Origin of the sequence: Metapseudomonas cellulosilytica (genome assembly GCF_049334135.1) — a bacterium.
In the GTDB taxonomy this organism is placed as follows: domain Bacteria; phylum Pseudomonadota; class Gammaproteobacteria; order Pseudomonadales; family Pseudomonadaceae; genus Metapseudomonas.
The window spans coordinates 140672-166169 of sequence record NZ_JBHZGN010000013.1; the positions used below are offsets into that span (position 1 = coordinate 140672).

At 65.2% G+C, this 25498-nt stretch carries 24 protein-coding genes; 7 read left to right on the plus strand and 17 right to left on the minus strand.

All coding sequences use genetic code 11. The features are described 5' to 3' along the window. Nucleotides 1-314: 314 nt before the first annotated feature. The 4 genes from ACFW0H_RS17950 to ACFW0H_RS17965 all read left to right on the plus strand — a co-directional run bounded on the left by ACFW0H_RS17950 (nucleotide 315) and on the right by ACFW0H_RS17965 (nucleotide 1898). On the plus strand, nucleotides 315-554 hold the full coding sequence (locus tag ACFW0H_RS17950; RefSeq protein WP_422915218.1) for a hypothetical protein: 240 nt from the start codon (nucleotides 315-317) through the stop codon (nucleotides 552-554). A 21-nt stretch (nucleotides 555-575) separates the two neighbouring features. After that, nucleotides 576-719: a hypothetical protein gene (locus ACFW0H_RS17955; RefSeq protein ID WP_422915219.1), complete on the plus strand. Its 144-nt coding sequence runs from the start codon at nucleotides 576-578 to the stop codon at nucleotides 717-719. A gap of 31 nt (nucleotides 720-750) precedes the next feature. Further along, entirely contained in the window at nucleotides 751-912 is a 162-nt protein-coding gene (locus ACFW0H_RS17960; protein ID WP_422915220.1) for a DUF1328 domain-containing protein, read from the plus strand. A gap of 842 nt (nucleotides 913-1754) precedes the next feature. Beyond that, on the plus strand, nucleotides 1755-1898 hold the full coding sequence (locus tag ACFW0H_RS17965; protein ID WP_422915221.1) for a hypothetical protein: 144 nt from the start codon (nucleotides 1755-1757) through the stop codon (nucleotides 1896-1898). 103 nt (nucleotides 1899-2001) lie between these two features. Here ACFW0H_RS17965 and wrbA read toward each other — a convergent pair whose 3' ends face one another. Next, nucleotides 2002-2598: an NAD(P)H:quinone oxidoreductase gene (gene wrbA / locus ACFW0H_RS17970; RefSeq protein ID WP_422915222.1), complete on the minus strand. Its 597-nt coding sequence runs from the start codon at nucleotides 2596-2598 to the stop codon at nucleotides 2002-2004. Between the two features lie 305 nt (nucleotides 2599-2903). Between wrbA and gltP the strand changes: the two genes are divergently transcribed. Next, nucleotides 2904-4235, plus strand: coding sequence for a glutamate/aspartate:proton symporter GltP (gene gltP, locus ACFW0H_RS17975; RefSeq protein ID WP_422915223.1), 1332 nt, complete (start codon nucleotides 2904-2906; stop codon nucleotides 4233-4235). Nucleotides 4236-4460: 225 nt separating this feature from the next. Then, the gene (locus tag ACFW0H_RS17980; protein ID WP_422915224.1) at nucleotides 4461-5687 is read left to right on the plus strand and encodes a nucleoside recognition domain-containing protein; all 1227 of its coding nucleotides are present in this window, start codon (nucleotides 4461-4463) and stop codon (nucleotides 5685-5687) included. Between the two features lie 242 nt (nucleotides 5688-5929). On the opposite strand, the gene ACFW0H_RS17985 is transcribed toward ACFW0H_RS17980, so the two are convergent. The 6 genes from ACFW0H_RS17985 to ACFW0H_RS18010 all read right to left on the minus strand — a co-directional run bounded on the left by ACFW0H_RS17985 (nucleotide 5930) and on the right by ACFW0H_RS18010 (nucleotide 12954). Next, the gene (locus ACFW0H_RS17985) at nucleotides 5930-6973 is read right to left on the minus strand and encodes a DUF5924 family protein (protein ID WP_422915225.1); all 1044 of its coding nucleotides are present in this window, start codon (nucleotides 6971-6973) and stop codon (nucleotides 5930-5932) included. 94 nt (nucleotides 6974-7067) lie between these two features. Then, the gene (locus ACFW0H_RS17990) at nucleotides 7068-7571 is read right to left on the minus strand and encodes a GNAT family N-acetyltransferase (protein ID WP_422915226.1); all 504 of its coding nucleotides are present in this window, start codon (nucleotides 7569-7571) and stop codon (nucleotides 7068-7070) included. A gap of 67 nt (nucleotides 7572-7638) precedes the next feature. Beyond that, nucleotides 7639-9327, minus strand: coding sequence for a Na/Pi cotransporter family protein (locus ACFW0H_RS17995; RefSeq protein ID WP_422915227.1), 1689 nt, complete (start codon nucleotides 9325-9327; stop codon nucleotides 7639-7641). Between the two features lie 283 nt (nucleotides 9328-9610). Continuing rightward, a complete protein-coding gene (locus tag ACFW0H_RS18000; protein ID WP_422915228.1) occupies nucleotides 9611-10372 on the minus strand; it encodes a TerC family protein in 762 nt (253 codons plus the stop codon). A gap of 113 nt (nucleotides 10373-10485) precedes the next feature. Then, entirely contained in the window at nucleotides 10486-11793 is a 1308-nt protein-coding gene (locus ACFW0H_RS18005) for a CitMHS family transporter (protein WP_422915229.1), read from the minus strand. Nucleotides 11794-12045: 252 nt separating this feature from the next. After that, the gene (locus ACFW0H_RS18010; protein ID WP_422915230.1) at nucleotides 12046-12954 is read right to left on the minus strand and encodes an AEC family transporter; all 909 of its coding nucleotides are present in this window, start codon (nucleotides 12952-12954) and stop codon (nucleotides 12046-12048) included. A gap of 101 nt (nucleotides 12955-13055) precedes the next feature. Between ACFW0H_RS18010 and ACFW0H_RS18015 the strand changes: the two genes are divergently transcribed. Then, complete coding sequence (locus tag ACFW0H_RS18015; RefSeq protein WP_422915231.1) at nucleotides 13056-13457, plus strand: GFA family protein; 402 nt, start codon at nucleotides 13056-13058, stop codon at nucleotides 13455-13457. 109 nt (nucleotides 13458-13566) lie between these two features. Here the strand turns inward: ACFW0H_RS18015 and ACFW0H_RS18020 are convergent, their stop codons facing one another. From ACFW0H_RS18020 to ACFW0H_RS18065, 10 genes are all read right to left on the minus strand, one after another. Next, entirely contained in the window at nucleotides 13567-15525 is a 1959-nt protein-coding gene (locus ACFW0H_RS18020) for an Lnb N-terminal periplasmic domain-containing protein (protein WP_422915250.1), read from the minus strand. A 19-nt stretch (nucleotides 15526-15544) separates the two neighbouring features. Further along, complete coding sequence (locus ACFW0H_RS18025) at nucleotides 15545-15865, minus strand: DUF2388 domain-containing protein (RefSeq protein ID WP_422915232.1); 321 nt, start codon at nucleotides 15863-15865, stop codon at nucleotides 15545-15547. Between the two features lie 168 nt (nucleotides 15866-16033). Next, complete coding sequence (locus ACFW0H_RS18030; RefSeq protein ID WP_422915233.1) at nucleotides 16034-16351, minus strand: DUF2388 domain-containing protein; 318 nt, start codon at nucleotides 16349-16351, stop codon at nucleotides 16034-16036. Nucleotides 16352-16447: 96 nt separating this feature from the next. Beyond that, on the minus strand, nucleotides 16448-16666 hold the full coding sequence (locus ACFW0H_RS18035; RefSeq protein WP_422915234.1) for a DUF1127 domain-containing protein: 219 nt from the start codon (nucleotides 16664-16666) through the stop codon (nucleotides 16448-16450). A gap of 352 nt (nucleotides 16667-17018) precedes the next feature. Further along, complete coding sequence (locus ACFW0H_RS18040; RefSeq protein WP_422915235.1) at nucleotides 17019-17234, minus strand: DUF1127 domain-containing protein; 216 nt, start codon at nucleotides 17232-17234, stop codon at nucleotides 17019-17021. A gap of 330 nt (nucleotides 17235-17564) precedes the next feature. Then, the gene (locus tag ACFW0H_RS18045) at nucleotides 17565-19058 is read right to left on the minus strand and encodes an acetyl-CoA hydrolase/transferase family protein (protein ID WP_422915236.1); all 1494 of its coding nucleotides are present in this window, start codon (nucleotides 19056-19058) and stop codon (nucleotides 17565-17567) included. Nucleotides 19059-19362: 304 nt separating this feature from the next. Continuing rightward, nucleotides 19363-20799 (minus strand): NAD(P)(+) transhydrogenase (Re/Si-specific) subunit beta, encoded by a 1437-nt coding sequence (locus ACFW0H_RS18050; RefSeq protein ID WP_422915237.1) that lies wholly within the window; start codon nucleotides 20797-20799, stop codon nucleotides 19363-19365. A gap of 2 nt (nucleotides 20800-20801) precedes the next feature. After that, nucleotides 20802-21116 (minus strand): NAD(P) transhydrogenase subunit alpha part 2, encoded by a 315-nt coding sequence (locus ACFW0H_RS18055; protein WP_044405771.1) that lies wholly within the window; start codon nucleotides 21114-21116, stop codon nucleotides 20802-20804. Between the two features lie 11 nt (nucleotides 21117-21127). Continuing rightward, complete coding sequence (locus tag ACFW0H_RS18060) at nucleotides 21128-22288, minus strand: Re/Si-specific NAD(P)(+) transhydrogenase subunit alpha (protein ID WP_422915238.1); 1161 nt, start codon at nucleotides 22286-22288, stop codon at nucleotides 21128-21130. Nucleotides 22289-22929: 641 nt separating this feature from the next. Next, nucleotides 22930-25449, minus strand: a complete 2520-nt coding sequence (locus tag ACFW0H_RS18065; protein WP_422915239.1) for a LuxR C-terminal-related transcriptional regulator — start codon at nucleotides 25447-25449, stop codon at nucleotides 22930-22932. Nucleotides 25450-25498: the final 49 nt, after the last annotated feature.

Below are 25498 nucleotides of genomic sequence, written 5' to 3' on the forward strand. Positions count from 1 at the left end.
GGACATTTCAAGGATGAGAGGGCTGGCACAGGCCTTGCGATATTTCTCTTACCTGAAGTCGCAGCGGTCTTTACCTCTTGTGACCTTTGCGCACCCCAGGAGCACTCCGCCCGGAACAGGGACGTTCCCGGCCTTTTGCACGCGTGCAAATTGCCCGAGTGTTTGATCCAGGATCGTGCAAGTTGCCGCACGGCCAGCATGGAAAGCAGATCCAACCAATTGAATTCAAGAGGTTTTTCCTTCGGACCCGAGTGGCATGGACAGTGCACTCGAAGATCCAGGCCTGGCCGCTACGTGCCAGTGGAGGACTCGAGATGAAAGGTTTCCAACCGCACTTATCCAGATTGCTCACGATCCTGCTGATCGGCCTGCTCGTGCTGCTCGGGTTGTTCGTCGACCGGCAATTGCGTGAGCGGACCCAACCGAGGCCGCTCGATATCCCTGTAACCGAGCAGAGCAGCTCAGCCGCACCGGACCGCTCCGACGGCCCGCTGCACGAAGTGGGCCAGCGCACCAGGGCCGATTTCGCAATCCAGGCACGCTGGGTGTTCTGAACGGCGTGGAGGAGTAACGCCATGTGGAGCTCTACCCTGACCAACCTGCTGTGGGGCCTCGCCCGGCTGCGCGGCACCCTCGCAATGTTCGTCACACCCGCCGGCGCGGTGCCGATTGCCGTGTCGGTGGTACGGGCGCAGCCGGCACGTGAGCCGCTGACGTGAAAAAACCAGAAGCAGAAGAAGGAGAAAGGCCATGTTGAGCTGGGCACTTACATTCCTGGTCATCGCCATCGTTGCTGCCGTGCTGGGATTTGGCGGCATAGCCGGGGCCGCCACAGGCATCGCGAAGATACTGTTCATCATCTTCCTGGTGCTGTTCGTCGTGTCCTTCGTCATGGGGCGCCGAAACGGCTGAGAGGAAGGCTAGCGTTAACGGCACGGACAACTGAATTCGAGCCCCAAGGGGGTTCGAGCACTCGAAGGATCTGAGCCCGGAACCGGGCTGACAGACCAAGGGGCCGGGTTGCTCTGCGTCGTGAGGAGCGGCGCGACCTGGGGGCAAAAGGGGTGCCTCCGCGAATGCGGGCCGGGTCAGGCAAGCTGCTGCCGGGGGCTGGATTTCGTCCGGCTTCCGGCGGACAGCGGATACTGCTGCGCCTCACTCCCTCCAGCCGACCCGCTTCGCTACCTGTGCATCCTGGAATCTCGCCAGGGGGAGGTGTGCAGGATCGTCGCATTGCCATCTAGCAGCCGGACTCGTACCTGGCGATCGGTTGCCTGTTCGATGCTCTCGCTCCAGTTCCGAGTCATGGAACGTAGTCCAGGAAATTTCGTGCATTTCGCACGCGCTTTTTCCACCCGTCTTGCAGCATGCACGCATCGGTATTCCCAGCCTCAAGGCTAACTTCCTGATCTGGTGGCGGTTTCTTCCCTGGCAGGGGGCGGCACAGGTCTTGCTGAATTGCTCTTACCTGATTGCGAACGGGTCCATGCACTTCTTTATGCCCTCGCGCGACCAGGTGCGCTCCGCCCGGAACAAGGGGGTTCCGGCTTCTTTGACGATGTGCAATCTGCCTGAGGAATAGACGCCGAATCGAGCCAGATTCCGTGGGGTTGGATTGGGAGAGGTAATAGCCAATCGAACTAGCGGAGGCATGGTTGTTCGGGGTTTTTAATGGCATGGGCAGTGCTGTCGAAGGTTCAACGCCGGCCCGTCCGGCAACTCCAACCCGACTCCACCTGAGGGAGGACAAGAGAATGAATGCTTTCCTGTCGTACAAGTTCGAAGCACTCAAGATCCTGAAAGCGCGCCCCTACCACTTGGTGGGACTGATAGGCCTGCTGGGGCTGCTCGGTCTGCTCTCCGAGTGGCTACCGCAGGATGCGAGCCAGCCCGCCTGATTAGAGAGATACCGGCCGCATGACGCGCCGGGAGTCATGAACCCAGAAGCAGCCCAGGGCATCGCGGCCGTGTGGAGCATTGCCGCTGCCCTGGGCTGCTGCTTCACGCCATCCTGCTGACCATCTTCGCCACATGCGCGCCCTGGAACTTCGCCAGGGCCAGTTCCTTGTCGCTCGGTTGGCGCGAACCGTCTGCCCCGGCAACGGTGGCTGCGCCGTAGGGGGAGCCTCCGCGCAATTCGCTGATGTCGCTGAGTTCCGGTGCCGAGTACGGCAGGCCGGCAAGCAGCATCCCGTGGTGCGCCAGGGTGTGCCAGAACGACGTGATGGTGGTCTCCGAGCCGCCGCCGGTGCCGGTGGAGGTGAAGACGCTGCCGATCTTGCCGATCAGCGCCCCCTTCACCCAGAGTCCGCCGGTCTGGTCGAGGAAGTTGCGCATCTGCGCACTCATATTGCCGAAGCGGGTCGGCGTGCCGAACAAGATGGCGTCGTAGTCCGCGAGTTCCGGTGGCGTGGCAACGGGGGCGGCCTGGTCCAGCTTGGCGCCAGCCTGGCGGGCCACATCCGCGGGCATGGTTTCCGGTACGCGTTTCAGGGTCACTTCCACACCGGGAACGCTGCGTGCGCCCTCCGCCACTGATTCCGCCATGCGCTCGATATGACCGTACATCGAGTAATAGAGCACCAGGATCTTCTTCATCGCCGCTCTCCATTCATCCATAGATCGGGGCCCGATCGGGCCGGACCCAGTCAGCCTAGATGGCGTCCACCTACTTTGCCGCCGCGCTTTCGAGAAAATCACCCATGCCGAAAGCGCTATCGGAGAGGTGCCGGAACCATGGTTCCATCTGAATTGGGTTATGCCGATTCTGCATGGGGTAGGCGGTTACGGCATTAGACGATCATTAGCTCGCTATGAATCATGTCGCCCCTTTTGCGGTTCGCCCGGCCACCCCGGACGAAACCGCACTCCCGACTTCCACAAGAAATCAGAGGGTGACGACTATGACCAAGGCCAGACTGAGCCTCGCATGGCAGATTCTCATCGGGCTAGTGCTGGGTATCGCCATTGGCGCCCTGCTCAACCACTTCAGCGCCGAGAAGGCCTGGTGGATCGCCAACGTCCTGCAACCGGCCGGTGACATCTTCATCCGCCTGATCAAGATGATCGTCATCCCGATCGTCATTGCCTCGCTGGTCGTCGGCATCGCCGGCGTGGGCGACGCCAAGAAGCTCGGCCGCATCGGCCTGAAGACCATCCTCTACTTCGAGGTGGTGACCACGGTGGCGATCGTGGTCGGCCTGCTGCTGGCGAATTTCTTCCAGCCCGGCGCCGGCATCGACATGAGCACCTTGGGTACGGTGGATATCTCCAAGTACCAGCAGACCGCCCAGGAAGTGCAGCACGACCACGCGCTGATCTCGACCCTGCTGAACCTGATCCCGTCCAACATCTTCGCTGCCGTGGCCCGGGGCGAGATGCTGCCGATCATCTTCTTCTCGGTGATGTTCGGCCTCGGCTTGTCGAGCCTGCCGGCGGAAACCCGCGAGCCCGTGGTGAAGGTGTTCCAGGGCGTGTCGGAGACCATGTTCAAGGTCACCCACATGATCATGGCCTACGCCCCCATCGGCGTGTTCGCGCTGATCGCGGTGACCGTGGCCAACTTCGGCTTCGCCTCCCTGTTGCCGCTGGCCAAGCTGGTGGTGCTGGTCTATTTCGCCATCGCCTTCTTCGCCTTCATGGTGCTGGGCCTGGTGGCGCGCCTGTTCGGCTTCTCCATCACCAAGCTGATGCGCATCTTCAAGGACGAGTTGATCCTCGCCTACTCCACCGCCAGCTCCGAGACCGTGCTGCCGCGCATCATCGAAAAGATGGAAGCCTACGGCGCGCCGCGCGCCATCAGCAGCTTCGTGGTGCCCACCGGCTACTCCTTCAACCTCGATGGCTCGACCCTCTACCAGAGCATCGCCGCGATCTTCATCGCCCAGCTCTACGGCATCGACCTTTCCCTCAGCCAGCAGATCCTGCTGGTGCTGACCCTGATGGTCACCTCCAAGGGCATCGCTGGTGTGCCGGGCGTGTCCTTCGTCGTGCTGCTGGCCACCCTGGGCAGCGTCGGCATCCCCCTGGAGGGCCTGGCCTTCATCGCCGGTGTCGACCGCATCATGGATATGGCCCGCACCGCCCTCAACGTGATCGGCAATGCCCTGGCGGTGCTGGTGATCGCGAAGTGGGAAGGCATGTACGACGCCGAGAAGGGCCAGCGCTACCTGGCCTCCCTGCCCAGCTTGAGCAGCGCCGAGGCGCAGCCCACGGGCCGGGCGGTGATCGACTGAGCCCTTGATGTGATTGAAGAGAAGCCCCGACCTGGTCGGGGCTTTTTTTCTGGCCGTTTCGCGGGCAGGTGCTCCGGGGCCAGGCATGACTCCCCAAGGTGCGCACGGCGCACCCTACGCGAAGGTCCTGCCCGGTAGGGTGCGCCGTGCGCACCAGAGATTGGATTCGCCGCCACGGCTACCGCCCCGCTAGAATCCGCGTCACTGATTGTTGGGGGACTGCACATGCTCAATGGCCTGTGGCTGAGCTTTTTCCTGGTGGCGGCGGTGGCCGCACTGGTGCGCTGGATCGGGGGGGACCCAGGTGTCTGGGCGGCGATGGTGGAAAGCCTGTTCGCCATGGCCAAGCTTTCGGTCGACGTGATGGTCCTGCTGTTCGGCACCCTCACCCTCTGGCTCGGCTTCCTGCGCATCGCCGAGAAGGCCGGCCTGGTGGATATCCTCGCGCGCCTGCTCGGCCCGCTGTTCGCCCGCCTGATGCCGGAGGTGCCGCGTGGCCACCCGGCACTCGGCCTGGTCACCCTGAGCTTCACCGCCAACGGCCTGGGCCTGGACAACGCCGCCACGCCCATCGGCCTCAAGGCGATGAAGTCCCTGCAGGAGCTGAACCCCAGCAGCACCTCGGCGAGCAACGCCCAGGTGCTGTTCATGGTGATGAACGCCTCCTCCTTCGTGCTGCTGCCGGTGACCATCTTCATGTACCGCGCCCAGGCCGGTGCCAGCGACCCGGCCCTGGTGTTTCTGCCGATCCTGCTGGCCAACGCCATTTCCACCATGACGGCGCTGCTGTCGGTGGCCTTCATGCAGCGGATCAGGCTGACCGACCCGGTGCTGCTCGCCTGGTTCGGCGGCGGCGCGCTGTTGCTCGGCGGCTTCATGGCGGTGCTGGCCGGCCTTTCCGCGACCGCGCTGACGGCGCTGTCCTCGTTACTCGGCAATCTCACCCTGTTCGCCCTGATCCTCTGTTTCCTGGTGATGGGCGCGCTGAAGAAAGTGCCGGTCTACGAGAGTTTCGTGGAGGGTGCCAAGGAAGGCTTCGAGGTGGCGAAGAATCTCCTGCCCTATCTGGTCGCCATGCTCTGCGCGGTGGGTGTACTGCGGGCATCGGGCGCTTTGGACCAGTTGCTCGATGTCATCCGCTGGGCGGTCGAAGGCCTGGGGCTGGACAGCCGTTTCGTCGACGCGCTGCCCACCGGCCTGGTCAAGCCATTCTCCGGCAGCGCCGCGCGCGCCATGCTGCTCGAGACCATCCAGAGCCAGGGCGTCGACAGCTTCCCCGCACTGGTGGCCGCCACCATGCAGGGCAGCACCGAGACCACCTTCTACGTGCTGGCGGTCTACTTCGGCTCGGTGGGCCTCCAGCGTGCACGCCACGCCGTGGGCTGCGCCTTGCTGGCGGACCTGTCCGGGGTGTTGGCCTCGATCGTCGTCTGCTACTGGTTCTTCGGCTGATGCGCCGGGGTGGTGGAAATCCCTTGCGGGATTTCCACCCTACGTTGCTGACGCCCGCGCGGACCAAGGGTGCGTAAAGCACAAACCGAGAGCTCATGGTGCCCGTAGGAGGTGGCGGGCGGCGTTCCGCTGGAGCGGAGCGATACCCATCGGCGGCGGTTGATGGGTATCGCAAGCTCGCGGAACGCCGCCCGACCCATCCTACGAAAAGCCGTCCGCTGGGCTGGATGGGTAGGGGGCGTTCAGTGCGGCTTGGGCGGCAGTTCCGAGGGCGTTACCCGGAAGCGCAAGGTGCCGATCATCTGCCCCGCCTCGGTCAGTACCTGCACCTGCCAGCGGCCCACCGGGTCGCTGGGGAAGTTCTGCTTGTGGGTCCAGGCGCGGTACCCGGCTTCCCGTCCGCCGTGGATATCCAGGGCGATACGGTCCACTTCGCGGCCCTTGAAGCGCCAAACGTGGTAGATGCGCTCGTTCAGCCCGCGCGGCGCGTTGATCGCGGTGTAGGCATAAAGACCCTTGGTGCGCAGGTCGCCGGACGTCACCTCTTTCACGCCATCGCCCGGCGTGCGCCGGTGATTGTCCAGCTCCGGGGTCACCGCCACTTCGGTGAGCCAGAGGGTCGCCGGCGGCACCCAGACCCGCGTCACCCAGCCGAGCCCGCCCAGTGCCAGGGTCAGCCCCAACAGCCCCACGACCCGCCACCAGCGTTGTCCGGGGATGACGCCGAACAGGCTGACGAAGGACAGTGCCACGGCGGCGCCCAGGGCCCAGCGGTAGCTCTGTGCCGTGGTCAACTGGAGGATCAGTGGCAGCGCGGCCAGCAACACGGCAAAGAGCGTCAGCGTGTGATAGGCGAGGAACAGCCAGCGGCGCGGCGCCAGATGGCGGTTGTACACCGGGTCGGTGATCGAGCACAGCGCCGCTGTCCCTAGCAGGCCAGTGAACAGGGCCTGGCCGCTGTTCCAGCTGGTGGTGACGAAGAAGAAGGGCAGGACGAAGAACAGGCTTTCCTGATGGATCAGCTGGGTCAGGAAGCGCATCAGGGGCGGTGGCAGCTCGACACCGAAGAGCCGCTCCACGCTGCGCCGGAACAGGTTTTCCAGCATCAGCCAGAGCCAGCTCACCAGCAGCAGGATGGCGATCACCTTGGCGACCCGCTCGCCCCGCTCCACCAGGAAGAAGCTCGCCAGGCCGGAGCAGAAGCCGTAGAGGGCGATCAGCCGTGGATGACGCTGCAGCAGCTCGATCAGCTTGAGCACGTGGGGTTTGAAGGTGGTCAGCAACATCGGCGGCAACTGCGGCTTGCGGCGAAAACGCGCAGGATACTGCCGGCCACAGGCCCTGAGAAGGCGTGTCGGCGCTGTGGCGACGGCGCGTGGCTCAGCCCAGCAGCAGGCGCATCTTCTGCGGCGTGTCGGCTCGGCCGTTGGGCAGGGTGCAGGGCGGCAAGTCCTCCACCCAGCGGAAGGCGAAGCGCTCGTAGAGGCGGATGGCCGGTCCGTTGGACTTGAGCACTGCCAGTTCCACCCTGCCCATGCCCAGCCGGCGGAACTGGTCGAGCGCCGCTTCCATGAGCTGTCCACCCAGCCCCCGGCAGCGATGGGCTTTCTTCACCTGCATGCCGAGCAGGCCGAAATCCTCCCCCAAGGCATCTTCCATGCGGCAGAAACTGGCGGGAAAAACCTCGATGGAGCCCACCAGCTCGCCCTCCACTTCGGCGATGAACTGCGGCAGGTCCAGCGGCAGCGCCCGCAGCAGCAGTGCGCGCATCCGCTCGATGGGCGGCGCTTCGGCGCGCAGCAGGAACTCGCCCTCGGCGCTCACCTCGGCGAGCAGCCGATGTAGGGCCTCGATATCGCTGATGCGCAGCTTCCTGATGGGCATGGCAACCGCTTCCTGGGCCGATGTCGCCACTCTGGCGCAGGAGCGGCCGCGCTGCAAAGGGCGCGGTTCAGCGGTGGGAGCCGATTTCCGCTTCGAAGTAGCGCTGGGGCTCTGGCTGGTCGAGCTCCTCTGCTGCGACTTCCGGCGCGTCGGGGTTGTCCAGCACCGCATAGGCGATGGCGCAGAACAGCGAGTTGAGGCGTTTCATGTCGCTGATCAGGCCCAGGTGCAGGGCGCTGGTCTCGATGCTTTGCACCACCTGTTGGTGCAGGCGTGCGACGTGGGCGTGGGAGAGCCGCCGTTCGAGGATGCGGAAACGCTGTTTGGCCCGGCGCAGGCGCTTGGCGTTCTCCTGATCACCGTTGAGGAACACGGACATGGCCAGGCGCAGGTTTTCCACCAGTTGGTCGTGGAGGCTGACAATTTCCTCCAGCCCCTCATCGGAGAAGGCCAGCCCCTGGGCTTTGTTCTTGCTCTGCACGTCGTCGAGCATCCGCTCGATGATGTCGCCGGCCTGCTCCAGGTTGATGGTCAGCTCGATGATCTCGGCCCAGCGGCGGCTGTCGCGATCGCCCAGGTCCTCGTGGGGCATGCGCGCCAGGTAGAGCTTGATGGCGGTGTAGAGGGCGTCGATGTCGTCGTCCAGCCTGTGGATATCCTTGCCCAGCAGCGGGTCGCCGCCACGCAACAGGTGAAGCAGGTTGTGCAGCATCTGCTCGACGATATCGCCCATGCGCAAGGTCTCGCGCACCGCATTGGCCAACGCCAGGCTCGGCGTATCCAGGGCCGCCGGGTCCAGGTAGCGCGGCTTGACCACGTCATCGGGCTGCGTGCGGTCCGGCAGCAGCCAGTCGCAGAAACGCGCCATGGGTACCGTCAGCGGCAGGCAGAGGGCGCAGCGAACGCTGTTGTAGAGCAGGTGGAAAGCGATCACCAGTTCGGCATTGGAAATTGGCCAGGCGTCGATCCAGTTGGCCAGCGGCCCCACCAGGGGCAGGACGACAACACAGCCGGCCAGCTTGAACAGCAGGCTGCCGAGGGCCACGCGGCGCCCGGCGGCGTTCTGCAGGCTGCTGCTGATCAGGGCGAGGATGCCGCTGCCGAGATTGGCGCCGATCACCAGGCACAGCGCCACCTTGAGGGAAATCACCTTCGACACGGCCAGCGTGGCGGTGAGCAGCACGGCGGCCAGGCTGGAGTACGAAATCATCGCGAACAGGGCGCCGGTCAGGGCATCCAGCAGCACGTCGCCGGTCAAGGAGGAGAACAGCACTTTCACCCCCTTGGCGGAGGTGATGGGTTCGGCGGCGGCGATGATCAGCTGCAGCGCCAGGATGATCAGTCCGAGGCCGATGGCGACGCGGCCGAGCTGGCCGAGACGGGTCTGCTTGCGGGACAGGAAGAAGATCACGCCGAAGAAGATCAGCAGGGGCGACAGCCAGGAAAGGTCCAGGGTCAGCACCCGCGCCATCAGCGCCGTACCGACGTCGGCACCGAGCATGATGGCCAGCGCCGGGGCCAGCAGCATCAGTCCCTGGGCGACGAAGGAGCTGACCAGCAACGCCGTGGCGTTGCTGCTCTGTACCAGGGCGGTGACGCCGATGCCGGCGGCGAAGGCCAGGGGCCGACGGTGCACGCTGCGGCTGAGCAGGCGGCGCAGGTGGGCGCCGTACACGCGCAGAATGCCCGTGCGCACGATGTGCGTGCCCCAGATGAGCAAGGCGACGGCCGAAAGCAGATTGAGCAGCGTCAGCATGGTGGCCCTCCTGGCGATCTCGAAGGCCGCTGTGCCCATGCGTGGGGATACAGCGGCGCAATCAGGCAGGTTGTAAAAAAGTCGCCATCGTTAGACCGTCACGGACGGGCCCGGTCTCCGGCAATCGCCTGACTCGCTGGGTTCGTACTCCGTATTAAAGCCTGACATCGCCGATCCCGCCTGTTATTCATCAAGGGCTTGGCGAAGAAAATTGATGTGGTTTCCGGAGAGCCCGGCGCAACGAAAAACGGGGCCATCAGGCCCCGTTTCTCATTGCATCGGCTTACTGGCCAGGAATGTCCTTGCGCAGTTTCACCGGGTCTTCCTTGCGGCCGCGGGCGGTGCGGGCACGGATGTTGAGCGCTTCCACGGCCAGGGAGAAGGCCATGGCGAAGTAGACGTAGCCCTTCGGCACGTGGACTTCGAAGGATTCGGCGATCAGCACGGTACCCACCACCACCAGGAAGGACAGCGCCAGCATCTTCAGGCTCGGGTGGCGATCGATGAAGTCGCTGATGGTGCCGGCGGCCATCATCATCACCAGGACGGCGACGATGATCGCGGCGACCATCACCGGCACGTTGGAGACCATGCCGACAGCAGTGATCACCGAGTCCAGGGAGAACACGATGTCGATGATGGCGATCTGGATGATGGTGCCGATGAAGTTGCGCGCCGCACCGGAACCAGGTTGCTCGTCCGCTTCATCTTCGCCTTCCAGGCTTTGGTACATCTCGGTGCTGCTCTTCCACAGCAGGAACAGGCCGCCGAAGAAGAGGATCAGGTCACGGCCGGAGATGCCCTGGTCGAACACATGGAAGAGGTCGTTGGTGAGCCGCATGATCCAGGTGATGGAGAGCAGCAGCGCGATGCGGGTGACCATCGCCAGCGCCAGGCCGAAGAAGCGGGTGCGCGCCTGCATGTGGGGCGGCATGCGGCCCACGAGGATGGCGATCATGATGATGTTGTCGATGCCGAGGACGATCTCCAGGGCGGTCAGGGTGAAGAAGGCGACCCAGATTTCCGGGCTGGTCAGCCATTCCATGATGCGTTGGTCCTCACGAGGTTCTTGGTCTAGGGATGGGGCACAATCAAGCCGGAAAGAGCTTACGCAGTTTCCGGCTTGATCGAGGTGTCGTTCAGCGACTTCTGCGACTGTCAGTGCGACCCGAAGAGTGGGAACACACCCAGCAGCAAGGCGGCGAGGAGGATACACAGACAAATCATCACCGCCCACTTCAACGTGAAGCGCTGGTGGTCACCGAACTCCACCTTGGCCAGGCCCACCAGCAGGTAGGTGGAGGGTACCAGCGGACTCAGCAAATGCACCGGCTGGCCTACGATAGACGCCCGCGCCATCTCCACCGGGCTGATGCCGTAGTGGCCTGCGGCCTCGGCCAGAACCGGTAATACGCCGTAATAAAATGCGTCGTTGGACATGAAGAAGGTGAACGGCATGCTCACCACCGCGGTGATCACGGCCATGTACGGCCCCATGGACGGCGGGATGACCGCCAGCAGGCTCTTGGACATGGCCTCCACCATGCCGGTACCGGAGAGGATGCCGGTGAAGATGCCGGCGGCGAAGATCAGGCCGACCACCGCCAGCACGTTGCCGGCATGGGCGGCGACCCGCTCCTTCTGCTGCTGCAGGCAGGGGTAGTTGATGATCATCGCCAGGCTGAAGGCGATCATGAACAGCACCGGCAGCGGCAGCAGGCCGGCGATCAGGGTCACCATCAGGGCGGCGGTCAGGGCGCCGTTCACCCACAGCAGCTTGGGCCGGCGGGCTTCCGGGTACTGCGAAACGCTGATCTCGTCATGGTTGATCTGGTCGTCCGGCAGGTGCAGCACGCCGAGGCGCGCGCGCTCGCGCTTGCCATAGGCCCAGGCGAGGCCGAACAGGGCGATGGCGCCAGCGGCCATGGCCGGGATCATCGGCACGAAGATTTCCGACGGGTCCACGTGCAGCGCGCTGGCGGCGCGGGCGGTGGGGCCGCCCCAGGGGGTCATGTTCATGATGCCGCCGGCGAGGATGATCAGGCCGGCCATGATCAGAGGGCTCATTCCCAGGCGGCTGTACAGCGGCAGCAGGGCGGCGACGCAGATCATGTAGGTGGTGGCGCCGTCGCCATCCATGGAAACGATCAGGGCCAGGGCGGCCGTGCCCATGGAGACTTTCAGCGGATCGCCCTTGACCAGCTTGAGGATCTTGCGCACGGCCGGGTCGAACAGGCCGGAGTCGATCATCAGGGCGAAGTAGAGGATGGCGAACATCAGCATTACGCCGGTGGGGGCGAGCTTGCCGATGCCTTCGAGCATCATCGGGCCGATGCCCGCGGCGAAGCCGCCGATCAGGGCGAAGGCGATGGGGACGATGATCAGGGCGATCAGGGCGGACAGGCGCTTGGTCATGATCAGGTACATGAAGCAGATGACCATGGCGAAGCCGAGCAGAGTCAGCATGGCGGTTCTCCGGACGTGATTCGGGTGGGGCGAGGAACGATCAGCGCTGGGCCGAAGGCGTGCGGAGGGAGGACGGAGCGGTGCCGGGGCGGCAGCAGGAACGGAACATGGCAATCACCAATCTTGTTGTTGTCAGGTAGCCGGTCGGGTGCCGGCTGTGGGACGGATGCTAAGGTGCCAACCTTTCAACGAGCTTTCGGTGGTGATCGGTGCCGATTGCGAGGGGATAAAGCGACGAACGGCGGCCTTGCCTCAGGTGGTCACAGCGCGCATCACCAGCAGCAGAGTGCCGGCGGCGAGCAGGGTCTGCAGGGTGATGATGCCGGCCATCAAGTGGCTGTCGCCGCCCAGCTGGCGAGTCAGTACATAGGCCGTGGGCGCGGTGGGCAGGGCGAAGAACAGCACCAGGATGCCGCTCTCCATGGCCGGCAGACCCAGCACGCGGGCCACGGTGAAAGCCAGCGCGGGCATGGCCAGCAGGCGCAGGGCGCAATTCCAGACCAGGGCCGGCACTTCGCCGGCCAGTTCCTGCGGGCGCAGCGCCGCGCCGACGCAGAGCAGGCCCAGTGGCAGGCTGGCCACCGCCAGCAGGTTGAGCAGGCGATCGGTGCCGCCGGGCAGGCCCGCGCCTGCCAGGTTGACCAGGGCGCCGGCCAGGCAGGCAAGGATCAGCGGGTTCGTCGCCACGGGCAGGAGCAGGCCGCGCAGGCTCACGCCACGTTCGGCGGTCAGCGCCCAGACCGACATCAGGTTCACGGTCGGCACCATCAGCGCCAGCATCAGCGCGGCCATGGCCAGCCCCTCCTTGCCGTACAGACTGCCGATGGCGGCCAGGCCCAGATAGGTGTTGAAGCGCAGGATGCCCTGGGTGATGGCGCCGAAGCGCGCTGCCGGCCAGCCGAGCAGGCGTCGGGCGAGCAACAGCGCCGCCCAGCCGATGCCGAGCCCGAGGAACACCGCCAGGGCCAGCCGCGGCAGGGCAGGATTGTCGAGGGGGGCGGTGGCCAGGCTGCTGAACAGCAGGGCGGGGAACAGGATGAAGTAGTTCAGGCGCTCTGCCGATGGCCAGAAGGCCTCGCCGGGGAAGTCCCAGTGGCGCAGCAGGTAGCCGCCGACGATCAGGGCGAAGAGCGGCCAGAGGGCTTGCAAGAGGATCAGCACGGCGACATCCGGGTCAGCGGGAAGTACCCATCTTGGTGATGTCGCCTGTCATGCGCAACCGCCTGCTAGGGTGAAGGACAGCACTGAAGCCGGAGACCACCATGGCTGCACTCCACACCGGCGGCTGCCATTGCGGGCAGCTGCGCTACACCGTCGAGGCGCCCCTGACGGACGTCGCCCATTGCCACTGCTCCATTTGCCGGCGCACCACCGGCGGCATCGTCACCACCTGGGCGACGGTGCCCCTGGCGAGCTTCCGCTGGACCGCCGGAACCCCCGCCGAATACGCCTCCTCCAGCAGCGCCGTACGCTACTTCTGTCCACGCTGTGGCAGCCAGCTGGCGTTCTTCACCCAGCTCACCCCGGAAACCCTGGATCTCACCGTGGCGACCCTTGATCACCCGGAGGACGCTCCGGCGGACCGGCATATCTGGGTGAAGAGCCGTCTGCCCTGGATAACGCTGGATCCGCAGTTACCGGAGGAGGATGAGGAGCGGCTCTGAGCTGGTTTCGATGGGTATCGCTTCGCTCCACCCATCCTACGTCCTAACCCTTAACGCACGGCGCGATTCGTAGGATGGGTGGAGCCCCGCGATACCCATCAGAGGCGGTTCAAGGCAGCACCAACCCGCCGGATTCCTTGTGCAGCTGGCGCAGGTGATCGCCGATCGCCTTGAGATTGGCTTCGGTGGCGTTGAGTTCGGCCAGGCGCTGGGGATCGAGCAGGCTGCGGACTTCGCGATCGAGGTCGTCGTTGAGCTTGCGCATGGTCTGCTGGCGGCTGCTGCTCTCCGCCTCCAGGCGTTGCCATTCGGTGCTCTGTGGCAGGCCGTAGCCGCCCTGCAGCATCTCCGCCGGGCGACTGAGGAAGCCGCTGTTGGCGAGCATCTGTTCCAGGGTGCCGCCGGCCTTGGCGAAGCGGGTCTGACCGGCTTGTTCGCGGGAATTCAGGTAGTTGCGCTTGAGTTCGTCCTGGGCCAGCAGCAGCTGCCGGCGCTGGGCGGCCTGTTCCAGCAGGAGCAGGGCGGCGCTGGCACGCAGGTCGGCCTGGGCGAACCAGGGCCGGCGCTGTTCGGCGGTCAGCTCCAGCCAGTCCTCCACTGCTTCCTGGGGCACCTTCAGGCGTTCGCGGACGATCTTGAACATGGCCTGGTAGCGGTCGCGGAAGGAATCGAAGCGGTAGCCCAGGCGCCGCGCTTCCTTGGTGTCGTCCAATGGTGTGTGGTCAGCCACGCCGCGGCCTTCCAGCAGCTTGAGCAGGCCGTTGGGCATGATGCTGTCGAGATCGCGCAAGGCCGGATGGTCGGTGCCGCTGCGCAGCAGCTTGAGGGTTTCCACCGCACAGTTGTTGGAGAGGAACCAGTAGTCGCCGTCGTAGCTCCAGTGCATCTCCGCAGCGTGCTCCACCAGTGCTTCCAGTTCGTCGCGGCTGAGCTTGAGCGGCACCGAGGCCAGGCTGCGCAGTTCCACCTTGGTGTATTCCTCGATCACCTGGTGCAGCGGCAGGACGAACAGACGCGAGGGGTAGGCACCGGTGAGGCCATCCCAGCTGGAGAGCTGAACGTCGCCGACGAAGGCGCGGTAGGAGAGCACCAGGTGCTGGTCGAGGTCGAGGCGGCAGTCCGGCCCGCGTGGACGGCCGGGGGCGCAGATCACCAGGCGCAACATGCTGTGGCCCCAGCGGCTGACCCAGTTCTGGTTGGCCTCGGCGAACAGGTAGTCCACCTCGTAGACCCGCTCCGGGTCGAGCCTGCCCAGGGGCTGCTTGCCGAAGTCGCGGCCGGCGTTGAGGTAGGCGAAGCCACCTGCACAGTCGGCCTGCCGTCCCGGGGCCCAGCCGAAGTGTTCGCGATAGTAGCGGTAGAGCGCCGGGCGGCGGCAGGCGTAGGCCGGATCGAGGAGGAAGTACTCCATGTTCACCGCGACGAACTCGCGGGGATTCTTCAGCTCGTAGATATCCGGGCTGCGCGCCACCTGGTGGTTGTCCTGCTCGCGCGCGCCGCGCCTGCCGACGTACTGCGGCCAGCCGGCGAGGTCGAGCAAGCGCGGGTCATCGCTCAGGGTGAAGCGGCGCGCGGTCTGGCCACGGCACTCGCCGGGCAGGCCGACCAGGCCATTGCTGTCGGCCCGGTTGCGGCAGCGGAACTGTTGTGTCCTGTCAGCCGCGGACCAGAGGCGGGCACGGTCATAGATGTGGGTCAGCTCATGGAGCACGGTGGCGAGCATCTCGCGGCGCACCGTGCCGTGGACACGGCCGGTCTGCTGTGTCGCCGCACTGCCGTCGGTGAGACCTGGCAGCAGCTTGCGGTTCAGCACCAGGGCGTCGAAGCGGGTGGCGCGGCCGTAGCCGTTTTCCGGGAGGTCGTCGCTCCAGCCCACTTCCACATCACGGTCCAGGCGCTGGATGAAGGCCGGCGGCAGGGCTGCGCGGGCCTCGTCGAGCAGCTGCTGGCTGGCCTGACGCTGGGCCGGGGTCAGGTCCTCGTCGTCCAGCACCAGGCGCAAATCGGCCCGGGCAGTGGCCGCAAGCAGCAGGCCACCCAGGCAGAGCAGGCGAAACCAGGCGTTCAGGACGGCGTTCTCGGAGGGATCAGAGGGCGAGGATGGTTTCGGCCAAGGCCTGGTCGCTGGCCTCGCGAGCTTGCGGGAATGTCTCGCGCAGGGCGCCGAACGCGGCCTCCAGCTGGGCGCCGCGGATCTCTCCGGCGCTGGCGACGAAGCTGGCGGCGTCGTCCCGGGCGGCCATCACCACTTTCATATCGCGGATCGAGGTGGTGGTGTCAGAGGTGAAGTCGATGGTGCGATCCAGCGCGCGGACGATGATGTTGCTGGTGGCCACCAGGGTCTGGGCCTGGGCGGCACCGGCGACGAGGAACAGGGCGATGGCTGCGACAGACAGCGAGCGGCGCATGAAGGGGCTCCGTAGGAAGTTTCCAAGGTATTGGACGGAAATACCCGCAGGCAGTTCTTGGCCGCGGGTGCAGGGCGCGAAGGGTAGCGGAATGGGCGGGTGAGGGCCAGGCGTTGCGGGGCTTGCAGCATTCCGGGCCGAGCGCGCTGCTCGGCCCGGAAGGACCCATCAGAGGGTGAGGATGGCCTGGGCCAGTTGCATGTCGCTGGCGGCCAGTTGTGGCTGCAGGCCGCGGATGTGTTTGAAGGCAGCCTCCAGTCGGGCGCCACGGATATCGCCGGCGCTGGCGACGAAGCTGGCGGCGTCGTCACGGGCGGCGAGCACGATCTTGTCGTCGTCGAACGACGAGGTGACATCGGAGGTGGCATCTGAGGTGGACTTGATGCCGTCGACCACGGCATCGGTGGTGACAACGAAGCTGGTGGCGGAAGCGCCGGTGGCAAGCGCCAGCAGGGCGGCGGCGCTGAGCAGGCGGAGAGAGGTCATGGGGGGCTCCTTCTTACTGACCGGGGCGGCGGCACGAGAAGCGCCGCCGCTAGCGGGAAAGCCTAGTCAAATTGGACTTCCCAGGCCAGCACTGGTTCAGCGCCAGAAGGGTCTGTCCAGTTCCTCGTAGCGCTCGCTGGGGCTGATGCCGACGTCCGCCAGGGCGCGCGCGTCCAGTTGCGCAAGCTGGTGGCGGGTGCGGACGTTGCGCTGCCACTGGGCGAGGGTGGCGAACAGACGCAGGTACCAGTGGGTGGCGGGGCGACCGGCCTGGCGCCGGGCTGGGGAAGCGGAGGCAGTGAACGTGCGGTCCATGGCGCTTTTCCTTCCCGCTGTGGCGCGGGGATTGGTTATGGAAGGCCATGATCCTGTTCCGTGGTGAGTCTGTGCAGTCACAGTGGATCTGAATTGTGCTGCAGCAGATTTGATTTTGTTGAAACTGTATTGGTCTGATCCCGGGCAGCTGTGCCGGAGCGGGAGTGAGGACGGCGCTGATCGGTAGGGTGCGCTGTGCGCACCGAGGCTCCTGTGTGGAGCGGGGTGGCGCGCGTGACGCACGCTCCGGGGGGCTTGCAATTCCGGGCCGCAGAAACGACGAAACCCGTCGCAGGAGGCGACGGGTTCTGTCTGGGGTGTTGCATGCGGGCCGCTGGGCCCGGCGAACTGCTTAGCGCCAGAAGGGCTTGTTCAGTTCGGCTTCGCGCTGGGCTTCGCTGATGCCGGCATCGGCCAGCAGGCGGTTGTCCAGCATGGCCAGTTGATGACGGCTGGCGATGCGGCGCTGCCACAGCAGCAGGGTGGAAATAGTGCGCAGGGCCCAAGAAGATTTCGAGGATTGTTCGGCGCTTTCGAAAATCAGGTCGGAACTGAGGGTACGTTCCATGGCGGCAGGTCCTTCCCGCTTGTGGCGGGGGTTAGTTATCAACTGGTGCCTATGATCCGCCCGGAACAGCCGCAACTGTAGTCACAGTTGCTCGATATTGTGCTGGTCTTTGTTAGGTTGCTTATCAACTGTTTTGCTGAAATAACGCACAACTGTATGGGTGCCCCGTTGAATCACTCGTGATTGAACGGCGCACCCAATGTTTTTCCTGTTATCCAGTCGAAAAGCAGGGCTTTTGAACAGTACAGTTGTGGTTTTTTAGAAACTGTTTTCTGGGCTGTTTGTCAGATTCAATGGTTACAAGCCCATAACTGTTTTGGTCAGTTCGCCTCAGCTGGCCAGCATCCGACCGGTTTCTTCCAGATTGATGTGCCAGGACATGGCTTCGCGCAGCAGGTGCGGGGTATGGCCACCCTTGGCGCAGGCCGCGCTGAAGTAGGACTGTAATGGTCCGCGGTAATCCGGGTGCACACAGTTGTCGATGATCGCCCGGGCGCGCTCGCGGGGCGCCAGGCCGCGGAGGTCGGCCAGACCCTGTTCGGTCACCAGGATGTCGACGTCGTGTTCGGTGTGGTCCACGTGGCTGACCATGGGCACCACGCTGGAGATGGCGCCGCCCTTGGCGATGGACTTGGTGACGAAGATGGCCAGGTGGGCGTTGCGGGCGAAGTCGCCGGAGCCGCCGATGCCGTTCATCATCTTCGTGCCGCCGACATGGGTGGAGTTGACGTTGCCGTAGAGGTCGAATTCCAGGGCAGTGTTGATGCCGATGATCCCTAAGCGCCGCACCACCTCGGGGTGGTTGGAGATCTCCTGGGGACGCAGCACCAGTTTGTCCTTGTAGCGCTCCAGATTGCCGAAGACATCGGCATTGCGGCGCGCGGAGAGGGTGATGGAGCTGCCGGAGGCGAAGCGCAGCTTGCCGGCGTCGATCAGGTCGAAGGTGGAGTCCTGCAGCACCTCGGAATACATGGTCAAGTCCTGGAAGGGCGACTCGATCAGGCCGCACATCACGGCGTTGGCGATGCTGCCGATGCCCGCCTGCAGCGGCGCCAGGTTGTTGCTCATGCGCCCGGCGTCCACCTCGCGCTTGAAGAATTCGATCAGGTGGTCGGCAATGGCCTGGGTCTCGCTGTCCGGCGGCAGCACGGTGGACAGGGAGTCCGGCTGCTCGGTGATGACGATGGCGGCGATCTTGGCCGGGTCGATCGGGATGGCGGTGCCGCCGATGCGGTCGTCCACGCGGGTCAGCGGGATCGGGGTGCGGGTCGGCCGGTAGGTGGGGATGTAGATGTCGTGCAGGCCTTCCAGGTTGGGGTTGTGGGCCAGGTTGATCTCGACGATCACGCGCTTGGCGAAGATCGCGAAGCTGGCGGAGTTGCCCACGGAGGTGGTCGGCACGATGTGGCCCTGCTCGGTGATGGCCACGGCTTCGATCACCGCGATGTCGGGCAGCTTGAGCTGATGGTTGCGCAGCTGCTCGACGGTCTCCGAGAGGTGCTGGTCGATGAACATCACCTCACCGGCATTGATCGCCTTGCGCAGGGTGCTGTCCACCTGGAAGGGCATGCGCCGGGCCAGCACGCCGGCCTCGGTGAGCTGTTTGTCGAGGTCGTTGCCCAGGCTCGCACCGGTCATCAGGCTGATCTGCAGCGGCTGCTCCTTGGCGCGAGCGGCCAGGGCCTGGGGCACGGCCTTGGCTTCGCCGGCGCGGGTGAAACCGCTCATGCCGACGGTCATGCCGTCTTCGATCAGGGCAGCGGCCTCGGCCGCACTCATCACCTTGCCCAGCAGAGAGGGCAGGCGCACGCGATCAGAGTACATGGGGATAACCTCGGACAACGGGGGAAAGCGCGCAGTCTAGGGGCTGGCGGGGCGTCCGACTTCTATACCAAGGTCGAAGAAATGGCTCTATTTTGGGCCTTCTGTCGGGGAGGAGGCGGTGGGTGCATCATCTGTAGGGGCGAATTCATTCGCCAAGGGCAGCGCAGCTGCCCCGGGAACTTCAATGGCAGGCCTGCGGCCTGCTTGGCGAATGAATTCGCCCCCACACAAGAGCCTGCCCGCAGCGACCCCAAAACAAAAACCCCGGCACCAGGCCGGGGTTCTCGTTACCGCAGGGCAGGAATCAATCCACCGCCTTGACCATGTCCTCGATCACCTTCTTGGCGTCGCCGAACACCATCATGGTCTTGTCCATGTAGAACAGTTCGTTGTCCAGGCCGGCGTAGCCGCTGGCCATGGAGCGCTTGTTGACGATGATGGTCTTGGCCTTGAAGGCTTCCAGGATCGGCATGCCGGCAATCGGCGACTTCGGATCGTTCTTCGCCGCCGGGTTCACCACGTCGTTGGCGCCCAGTACCAGCACCACGTCGGCCTGGCCGAACTCGGAGTTGATGTCTTCCATCTCGAACACCTGCTCGTAGGGCACTTCGGCCTCGGCCAGCAGGACGTTCATGTGGCCCGGCATACGGCCGGCTACCGGGTGGATCGCATACTTCACGTTGACGCCGCGGTGGGAGAGCTTCTCCGACAGCTCCATCAGCGCGTGCTGGGCACGGGCCACTGCCAGGCCGTAGCCGGGGACGATGATCACGCTGTCGGCGTTGGTCAGCAGGAAGGCGGCGTCGTCGGACGAGCCGGACTTCACCGGGCGCTGTTCCTTGCTGCCAGCCGCCGCACCCGCGTCGGCTTCGGCGCCGAAGCCACCGAGGATGACGTTGAAGAAGGAGCGGTTCATCGCCTTGCACATGATGTACGACAGGATCGCACCGGAGGAGCCCACCAGGGAGCCGGCGACGATCAGCATCGAGTTGTTCAGCGAGAAGCCGATACCGGCCGCCGCCCAGCCCGAGTAGCTGTTCAGCATGGACACCACCACCGGCATGTCAGCGCCGCCGATCGGGATGATGATCAGCACGCCGATGACGAAGGCCAGGGCCACCAGCAGGGCGAAGGCGCCGATGTTGCCGGTGAAGGTGAAGTACAGGCCGAGGGTGACGATGCCCAGGCCCACCAGCAGGTTCAGCTTGTGCTGGCCGGCGAACTGCACCGGGGCACCCTGGAACAGGCGGAACTTGTACTTGCCGGACAGCTTGCCGAAGGCGATCACCGAACCGGAGAAGGTGACGGCACCGATGGCCGCGCCGAGGAACAGTTCCAGGCGGTTGCCCGCCGGGATGGCGTCGCCCAGGGCGGCAACGATGCCCAGGGACTGCGGCTCGACCACGGCGGCGATGGCGATGAACACCGCAGCCAGACCGATCATGCTGTGCATGAAGGCCACCAGTTCCGGCATCTTGGTCATTTCGACGCGCTTGGCCATGATCGAACCGGCGGTACCGCCGATCAGCAGGCCGACGATCACGTAGCCGATGCCCTGGGTGGCGAGGTCCGCGCCCAGCTTATAGATGAGGCCGATGGTGGTGACCACGGCGATGGCCATGCCGACCATGCCGAACAGGTTGCCGCGACGGGACGAGGTCGGGTGCGACAGGCCCTTGAGCGCCTGGATGAAGCACACCGAGGCGACGAGGTAGAGAACAGTGATCAGGTTCATGCTCATGGTCAGTGTTTCTCCGCAGCCGCTTTCGGCGCTTTCTTCTTGAACATTTCCAGCATGCGACGGGTGACCAGGAAGCCACCGAAGACGTTCACCGCGGCCAGCGCCACGGCCAGGGTGCCCATGGCCTTGCCCAGCGGGGTGACGGTGAGGGCGGCGGCCAGCATGGCGCCGACGATCACGATGGCCGAGATGGCGTTGGTCACGGCCATCAGCGGGGTGTGCAGGGCCGGGGTGACATTCCACACCACGTGGTAGCCGACGTAGATGGCCAGCACGAAGATGATCAGGTTGTAGATGCCGTCGGAAATCAGGTCCATGGTCTCTATCCTTATGCGTTCGCTTTTTGCGGAGCAGCGGTCGCGGCGGGAGCGCCGTTGCTACGCACGACATTGCCGTCGCGGCACATCAGGCATGCGGCGACGATGTCGTCTTCGAGGTTGATGGTGAGCTGGCCGTCCTTGTCGATGATCAGCTTGAGGAAATCCAGCAGGTTGCGCGCATAGAGGGCCGAGGCGTCCGCCGGCACCATGGCCGCCAGGTTGCTGTGGCCGACGATGGTCACGCCGTGCTTGATCACCACCTGGTCCGCTTCGGTCAGCGGGCAGTTGCCGCCCTGGGACGCGGCGAGGTCGATGACCACGGAGCCCGGCTTCATTTCGGCGACGGTGGCTTCGTGCAGCAGGGTCGGCGCCTTGCGGCCCGGGATCAGCGCGGTGGTGATGACGATGTCGGACTGCTTGGCGCGCTCGTGCACGGCCTTGGCCTGGCGCTCCATCCAGGAGGCCGGCATCGGGCGGGCGTAGCCGCCGACGCCCTGGGCGCATTCGCGCTCTTCATCGGTCTCGAAGGGCACGTCGACGAACTTGGCGCCGAGGGATTCGATCTGCTCTTTCACGGCAGGACGCACATCAGAGGCCTCGATCACGGCACCCAGGCGCTTGGCGGTGGCGATGGCCTGCAGACCGGCGACGCCGGCGCCGAGGATGAGGATGCGCGCGGCCTTTACGGTGCCGGCGGCGGTCATCAGCATCGGCATGAAGCGCGGGTAGTGGTGAGCCGCCAGCAGCACGGCCTTGTAGCCGGCGATGTTGGCCTGGGACGACAGCACGTCGAGGCTCTGGGCGCGGGAGGTGCGCGGCGCCGCTTCAAGGGCGAAGGCAGTGATGCCGCGGGCGTTCATGCGCGCGATGACTTCGTTGCTGAAGGGGTTGAGCATGCCGACCAGTACGGCACCGGCGCGCATGTGCGCCAGCTCGCCCTCGGTCGGGGCAACCACTTTCAGCACCAGATCGGCGCCGAAGGCAGCGGCGTCGTTGCCAATGGTGGCGCCAACGGCCTCATAGGCACTGTCCGGGATGCAGGCGCTGACGCCAGCCCCGCTTTGGACCGTCACCCGGTGGCCTTGGCTCACCAGCTTCTTGATGGTTTCGGGCGTCGCGGCAACCCGCGTCTCGCCAGCATGGCTTTCGAGAGGAACACCGATGTGCACTTCAAATCTCCTGCGTGATCGATCTGGTGAACCAGTGCACTGCGGATGGTGCTCTGGCGAGGCGGATCCGCCTTTCAACAGCCTGGTATCGCAACAGCCGAAACCTGGTGGCGCGGCATTCTGCAATCGGAACCTCAACTGCTTCAAGCAGTTCTGGAGTAAAACGATACAATAACTACAAGTCACGATTAGACTTGTTGTCCCTGGCTTCCGTTCCAGGCCCCGTCATCACTGGTGGAGGTGAGCCTTCAACGAGGAATCCGGTACCGGTCTCCATCCCCAGGCTGAATGACTATCCATCAAAGCAGCGCCAGTAGAGGCTTTCGGTACGTGACATCCTGCCGTTAATGGCTGGCGCACTGTTAGTAAGACTTTTTAATAGTTGCCATAAGGCTGCGGAAAATGGGCGTTCTGTAGTTTTTTTGAATGCCTGACTACAGGGTCAAGATCGCGATTTCGGCTGATAGGTGAGGGGAAGCGTAGTTCGCATGCAAGCCAGTCGCCTCGCGGGCTGCGCCATTTTGTCGCGGCTGCCGTAACGGGAACGGACGATGTCGCAGGAGCGAATTTCTGCAAGCGCTTTCGGGGGGCAGGCGAAATGTCCGCAGGGTGAATGCGAGGAGCGCTACACGCTGGTGGACCTAGACCAATAATCCCAGCGTCTTGGCGCGCATGACCGCCTGGGTGCGGCGCTTCACCCCGAGCTTGCTGTTGATCTTCTTGGTGTGGGTTTTCACCGTGTTCACCGAGATGAACAGATAGCCGCCGATTTCCTGGTTGGAGAAGCCCTCGGCCAGCAATTGCAATACTGCACGTTCGCGCTGGCTGAGCAGGCTGGTGGGGTCGTTCTCGGAGGCGCCCGTGCCGTCGCCGCGCGGTGCGTCGCGCAGCAGGCAATGCATCCCCAGGCGTTCGGCCTGTTCCAGGGCTTGGCGTTGCAACTGGCCGGCTTCGGCACGGCCGAGGGCGCGCCAGGTGGCAGCCAATGCGAGGCGCACTTCGCAGGCCAAGGGTGCGAACTGCAGGGTCTGGCATTGCTCCAGCAGTGGTTGGAGCAAGGCTTCGGTCTGCTCGGCACGGCCGCTTTCCAGCAGCGAGCGGGCCAGCAGCAACTGGTTGCGCAGGGGCAGGGTCGGGTAGTCCAGGGGGGCCGTCCAGGCGCATTCGCCAACGAAGTAGCGCCGGATGCGCAGGGCCACCGGCTCGATTCGTTCCCAGCGACCCTGGCGCGCCAGCACACGCATGCCCTGCAGGTTCAGCACGCCGCTGTAGGCGTAGCGCCAGACCTGGCGGCAGTGCATCTGCCGCTCCGCCTCCCGGAGCTCCTGGAACGCCTGGTCGAACTGGCCGCGGCGGGCGTGCAGTTCCGCCAGGCCAAGGAAGCCGTGGAGGGCGAAGGGGTCCAGGCAGCCCTGGGCCTGTTCCAGACCGGCGTGCAGGGCGCATTCGGCCGCGTCCAGGCGGTCGCCGATCAGATGCAGTTCGGCCTGGATCAGGTGGAGGCGGCCGAGCATCAGGCTATCCACCTGCTTGCGCTGGCCGATCAGGGCGAAGCTTTGCTCCAGCAGGGTTTGGGCGCGGCCGAATTCGCCGCGCAGCAGGAGCAGGCGAATGCGGTCGAGGTTGATCAACACCTCGAACAGCAGGCTGCCGTGGCGGCGGGCGATTTCCAGGGCCTTGTGCAGAAGCGGCGGCGCCTCTTCGGGAGCGCCGTTGGCCATGGCGGCCCGCGCCAGGCTGGAGTAGCAGAACAGGATGGGCATCCAGTCGTGTTCGGGCAGGTGCGCCAGGGCATCGCGGCAGTGCTGCCGCGCATCGGCCGCGGATTGGCTGCGCAGGCATGCGAGTACGCCGTGCAGGGCTTGCCAGTTGGCCAGCAACTTGCGGTTGCGTTGGGCGCTTGGCTGCGGCAGGAAATGAGCGAGCTTGGCGATGCAGGCTTCGGCCTCGTCCAGGCGCCAGGAAATCAGCAGGCCCCAGGCATTCAGGCTGAGCAGGCGCGGCGTGCTTTCCAGCAGGGCGGCGGGCAGGCGCGCGCGCCAGGCAAGGAGATGAGCCAGATGCTGTTCGCCGGTCAGCCACTCCTGGCCGAGACGCTCCAGGTAGTTGGCCGCCGCTTCCGGCTGGTCGGCACAGAGGGCCTGCTCGATGGCGTCTTCCACCTGGCCGGCGGCGATGAACATGCGACAGGCGCTGAGGTGCAGGCGGGTGGCGGCGGCCTCGCTGATGCGGTGGCGCAGGGCGCGGGCCACGGCAGGCAGTACGCGATACCAGGTGCCGTGTTCGTCCAGCGGCATGCAGAAGGCCTGGCGCGCCAGCAGGCGTTCGAAGAGCACGGCGCCGTCGCTGTCCTCCCAGAGATGCTGGCAGAGGCTGGCCGACACCTTGGGCAGGTGCGCCAGGGCGAACAGGCAGTTCGCCTCGTCCGGGCCGAGTCGGCTCAGCAACTCGTGGTCCAGGTACTCCTTCAGCCAGCAATGGTTGCCGTTGGTGCTGGCCGGAGCCTTGCCGGAAAGCTGCAGGCGCACGCCGGCACACCACCCCTCGGTTTCCCGCCAGAGTTCCTCGCGCAGGATGGCGCCGGTTTGCGGGGCCAGTTGGTCCACCAGGCGCTCGTGCTCCGCACGGACGAGGGCCAGTTGCGTGGCATCCAGTTCCAGCAGCTCACCGGCCAGGAGCAGGCGCGGCAGGTTCCAGGCTGGGCGCTGGCGCACGCTGACCAGCAGGCAGAGTTCGGGCAGGGCGCGGGTCAGCAGCTGGTCGATGCAGTCGTCAAGGCCGGCAGGTGGGTGACCGGGATAATCGTCCAGCACCAGCCAGATCCGTTGGCTGCGATGGGCCAGCAGTTGCTGCAGGGCCAGTGCCGCGGGCAGCGCCGGGATAGCCTGGCCCAGCTCGGCGGCGAGCTGGGCGAGCAGTTGTTCCGGGGTCAGCGGTTGACCGGCGAGATTGAGCCAGATGACCAGGCCGGGCTCGGCCTGGGCGCGAAGGAATTCATTGAGCAGCACGCTCTTGCCGAAACCCGCCGGGGCGCAGAGCAGGCGCAGCCGGGCATCCTGGGTGGCCAGACGCTGCACCAGCTGCGGGCGTGGTACGTGCGCCGGAGGCAGGCGCGGCAGGCGAGACGAAAGGGCGTGCGGTGTCTGGCCGGGGTGGGGCATGGGGCGGTTCTCGCGGACTTGTTGTTATGGATGAACCGGGCTCCCGCAG

Bases quoted from the DNA above. Each gene is read 5' to 3' on its own strand.
- ACFW0H_RS17950 (WP_422915218.1), top strand. From the start codon at position 315: ATGAAAGGTTTCCAACCGCACTTATCCAGATTGCTCACGATCCTGCTG.
- ACFW0H_RS17955 (WP_422915219.1), top strand. From the start codon at position 576: ATGTGGAGCTCTACCCTGACCAACCTGCTGTGGGGCCTCGCCCGGCTG.
- ACFW0H_RS17960 (WP_422915220.1), top strand. From the start codon at position 751: ATGTTGAGCTGGGCACTTACATTCCTGGTCATCGCCATCGTTGCTGCC.
- ACFW0H_RS17965 (WP_422915221.1), top strand. From the start codon at position 1,755: ATGAATGCTTTCCTGTCGTACAAGTTCGAAGCACTCAAGATCCTGAAA.
- wrbA (WP_422915222.1), bottom strand. From the start codon at position 2,598: ATGAAGAAGATCCTGGTGCTCTATTACTCGATGTACGGTCATATCGAG.
- gltP (WP_422915223.1), top strand. From the start codon at position 2,904: ATGACCAAGGCCAGACTGAGCCTCGCATGGCAGATTCTCATCGGGCTA.
- ACFW0H_RS17980 (WP_422915224.1), top strand. From the start codon at position 4,461: ATGCTCAATGGCCTGTGGCTGAGCTTTTTCCTGGTGGCGGCGGTGGCC.
- ACFW0H_RS17985 (WP_422915225.1), bottom strand. From the start codon at position 6,973: ATGTTGCTGACCACCTTCAAACCCCACGTGCTCAAGCTGATCGAGCTG.
- ACFW0H_RS17990 (WP_422915226.1), bottom strand. From the start codon at position 7,571: ATGCCCATCAGGAAGCTGCGCATCAGCGATATCGAGGCCCTACATCGG.
- ACFW0H_RS17995 (WP_422915227.1), bottom strand. From the start codon at position 9,327: ATGCTGACGCTGCTCAATCTGCTTTCGGCCGTCGCCTTGCTCATCTGG.
- ACFW0H_RS18000 (WP_422915228.1), bottom strand. From the start codon at position 10,372: ATGGAATGGCTGACCAGCCCGGAAATCTGGGTCGCCTTCTTCACCCTG.
- ACFW0H_RS18005 (WP_422915229.1), bottom strand. From the start codon at position 11,793: ATGCTGACTCTGCTCGGCTTCGCCATGGTCATCTGCTTCATGTACCTG.
- ACFW0H_RS18015 (WP_422915231.1), top strand. From the start codon at position 13,056: ATGGCTGCACTCCACACCGGCGGCTGCCATTGCGGGCAGCTGCGCTAC.
- ACFW0H_RS18025 (WP_422915232.1), bottom strand. From the start codon at position 15,865: ATGCGCCGCTCGCTGTCTGTCGCAGCCATCGCCCTGTTCCTCGTCGCC.
- ACFW0H_RS18030 (WP_422915233.1), bottom strand. From the start codon at position 16,351: ATGACCTCTCTCCGCCTGCTCAGCGCCGCCGCCCTGCTGGCGCTTGCC.
- ACFW0H_RS18035 (WP_422915234.1), bottom strand. From the start codon at position 16,666: ATGGACCGCACGTTCACTGCCTCCGCTTCCCCAGCCCGGCGCCAGGCC.
- ACFW0H_RS18040 (WP_422915235.1), bottom strand. From the start codon at position 17,234: ATGGAACGTACCCTCAGTTCCGACCTGATTTTCGAAAGCGCCGAACAA.
- ACFW0H_RS18045 (WP_422915236.1), bottom strand. From the start codon at position 19,058: ATGTACTCTGATCGCGTGCGCCTGCCCTCTCTGCTGGGCAAGGTGATG.
- ACFW0H_RS18050 (WP_422915237.1), bottom strand. From the start codon at position 20,799: ATGAGCATGAACCTGATCACTGTTCTCTACCTCGTCGCCTCGGTGTGC.
- ACFW0H_RS18055 (WP_044405771.1), bottom strand. From the start codon at position 21,116: ATGGACCTGATTTCCGACGGCATCTACAACCTGATCATCTTCGTGCTG.
- ACFW0H_RS18065 (WP_422915239.1), bottom strand. From the start codon at position 25,449: ATGCCCCACCCCGGCCAGACACCGCACGCCCTTTCGTCTCGCCTGCCG.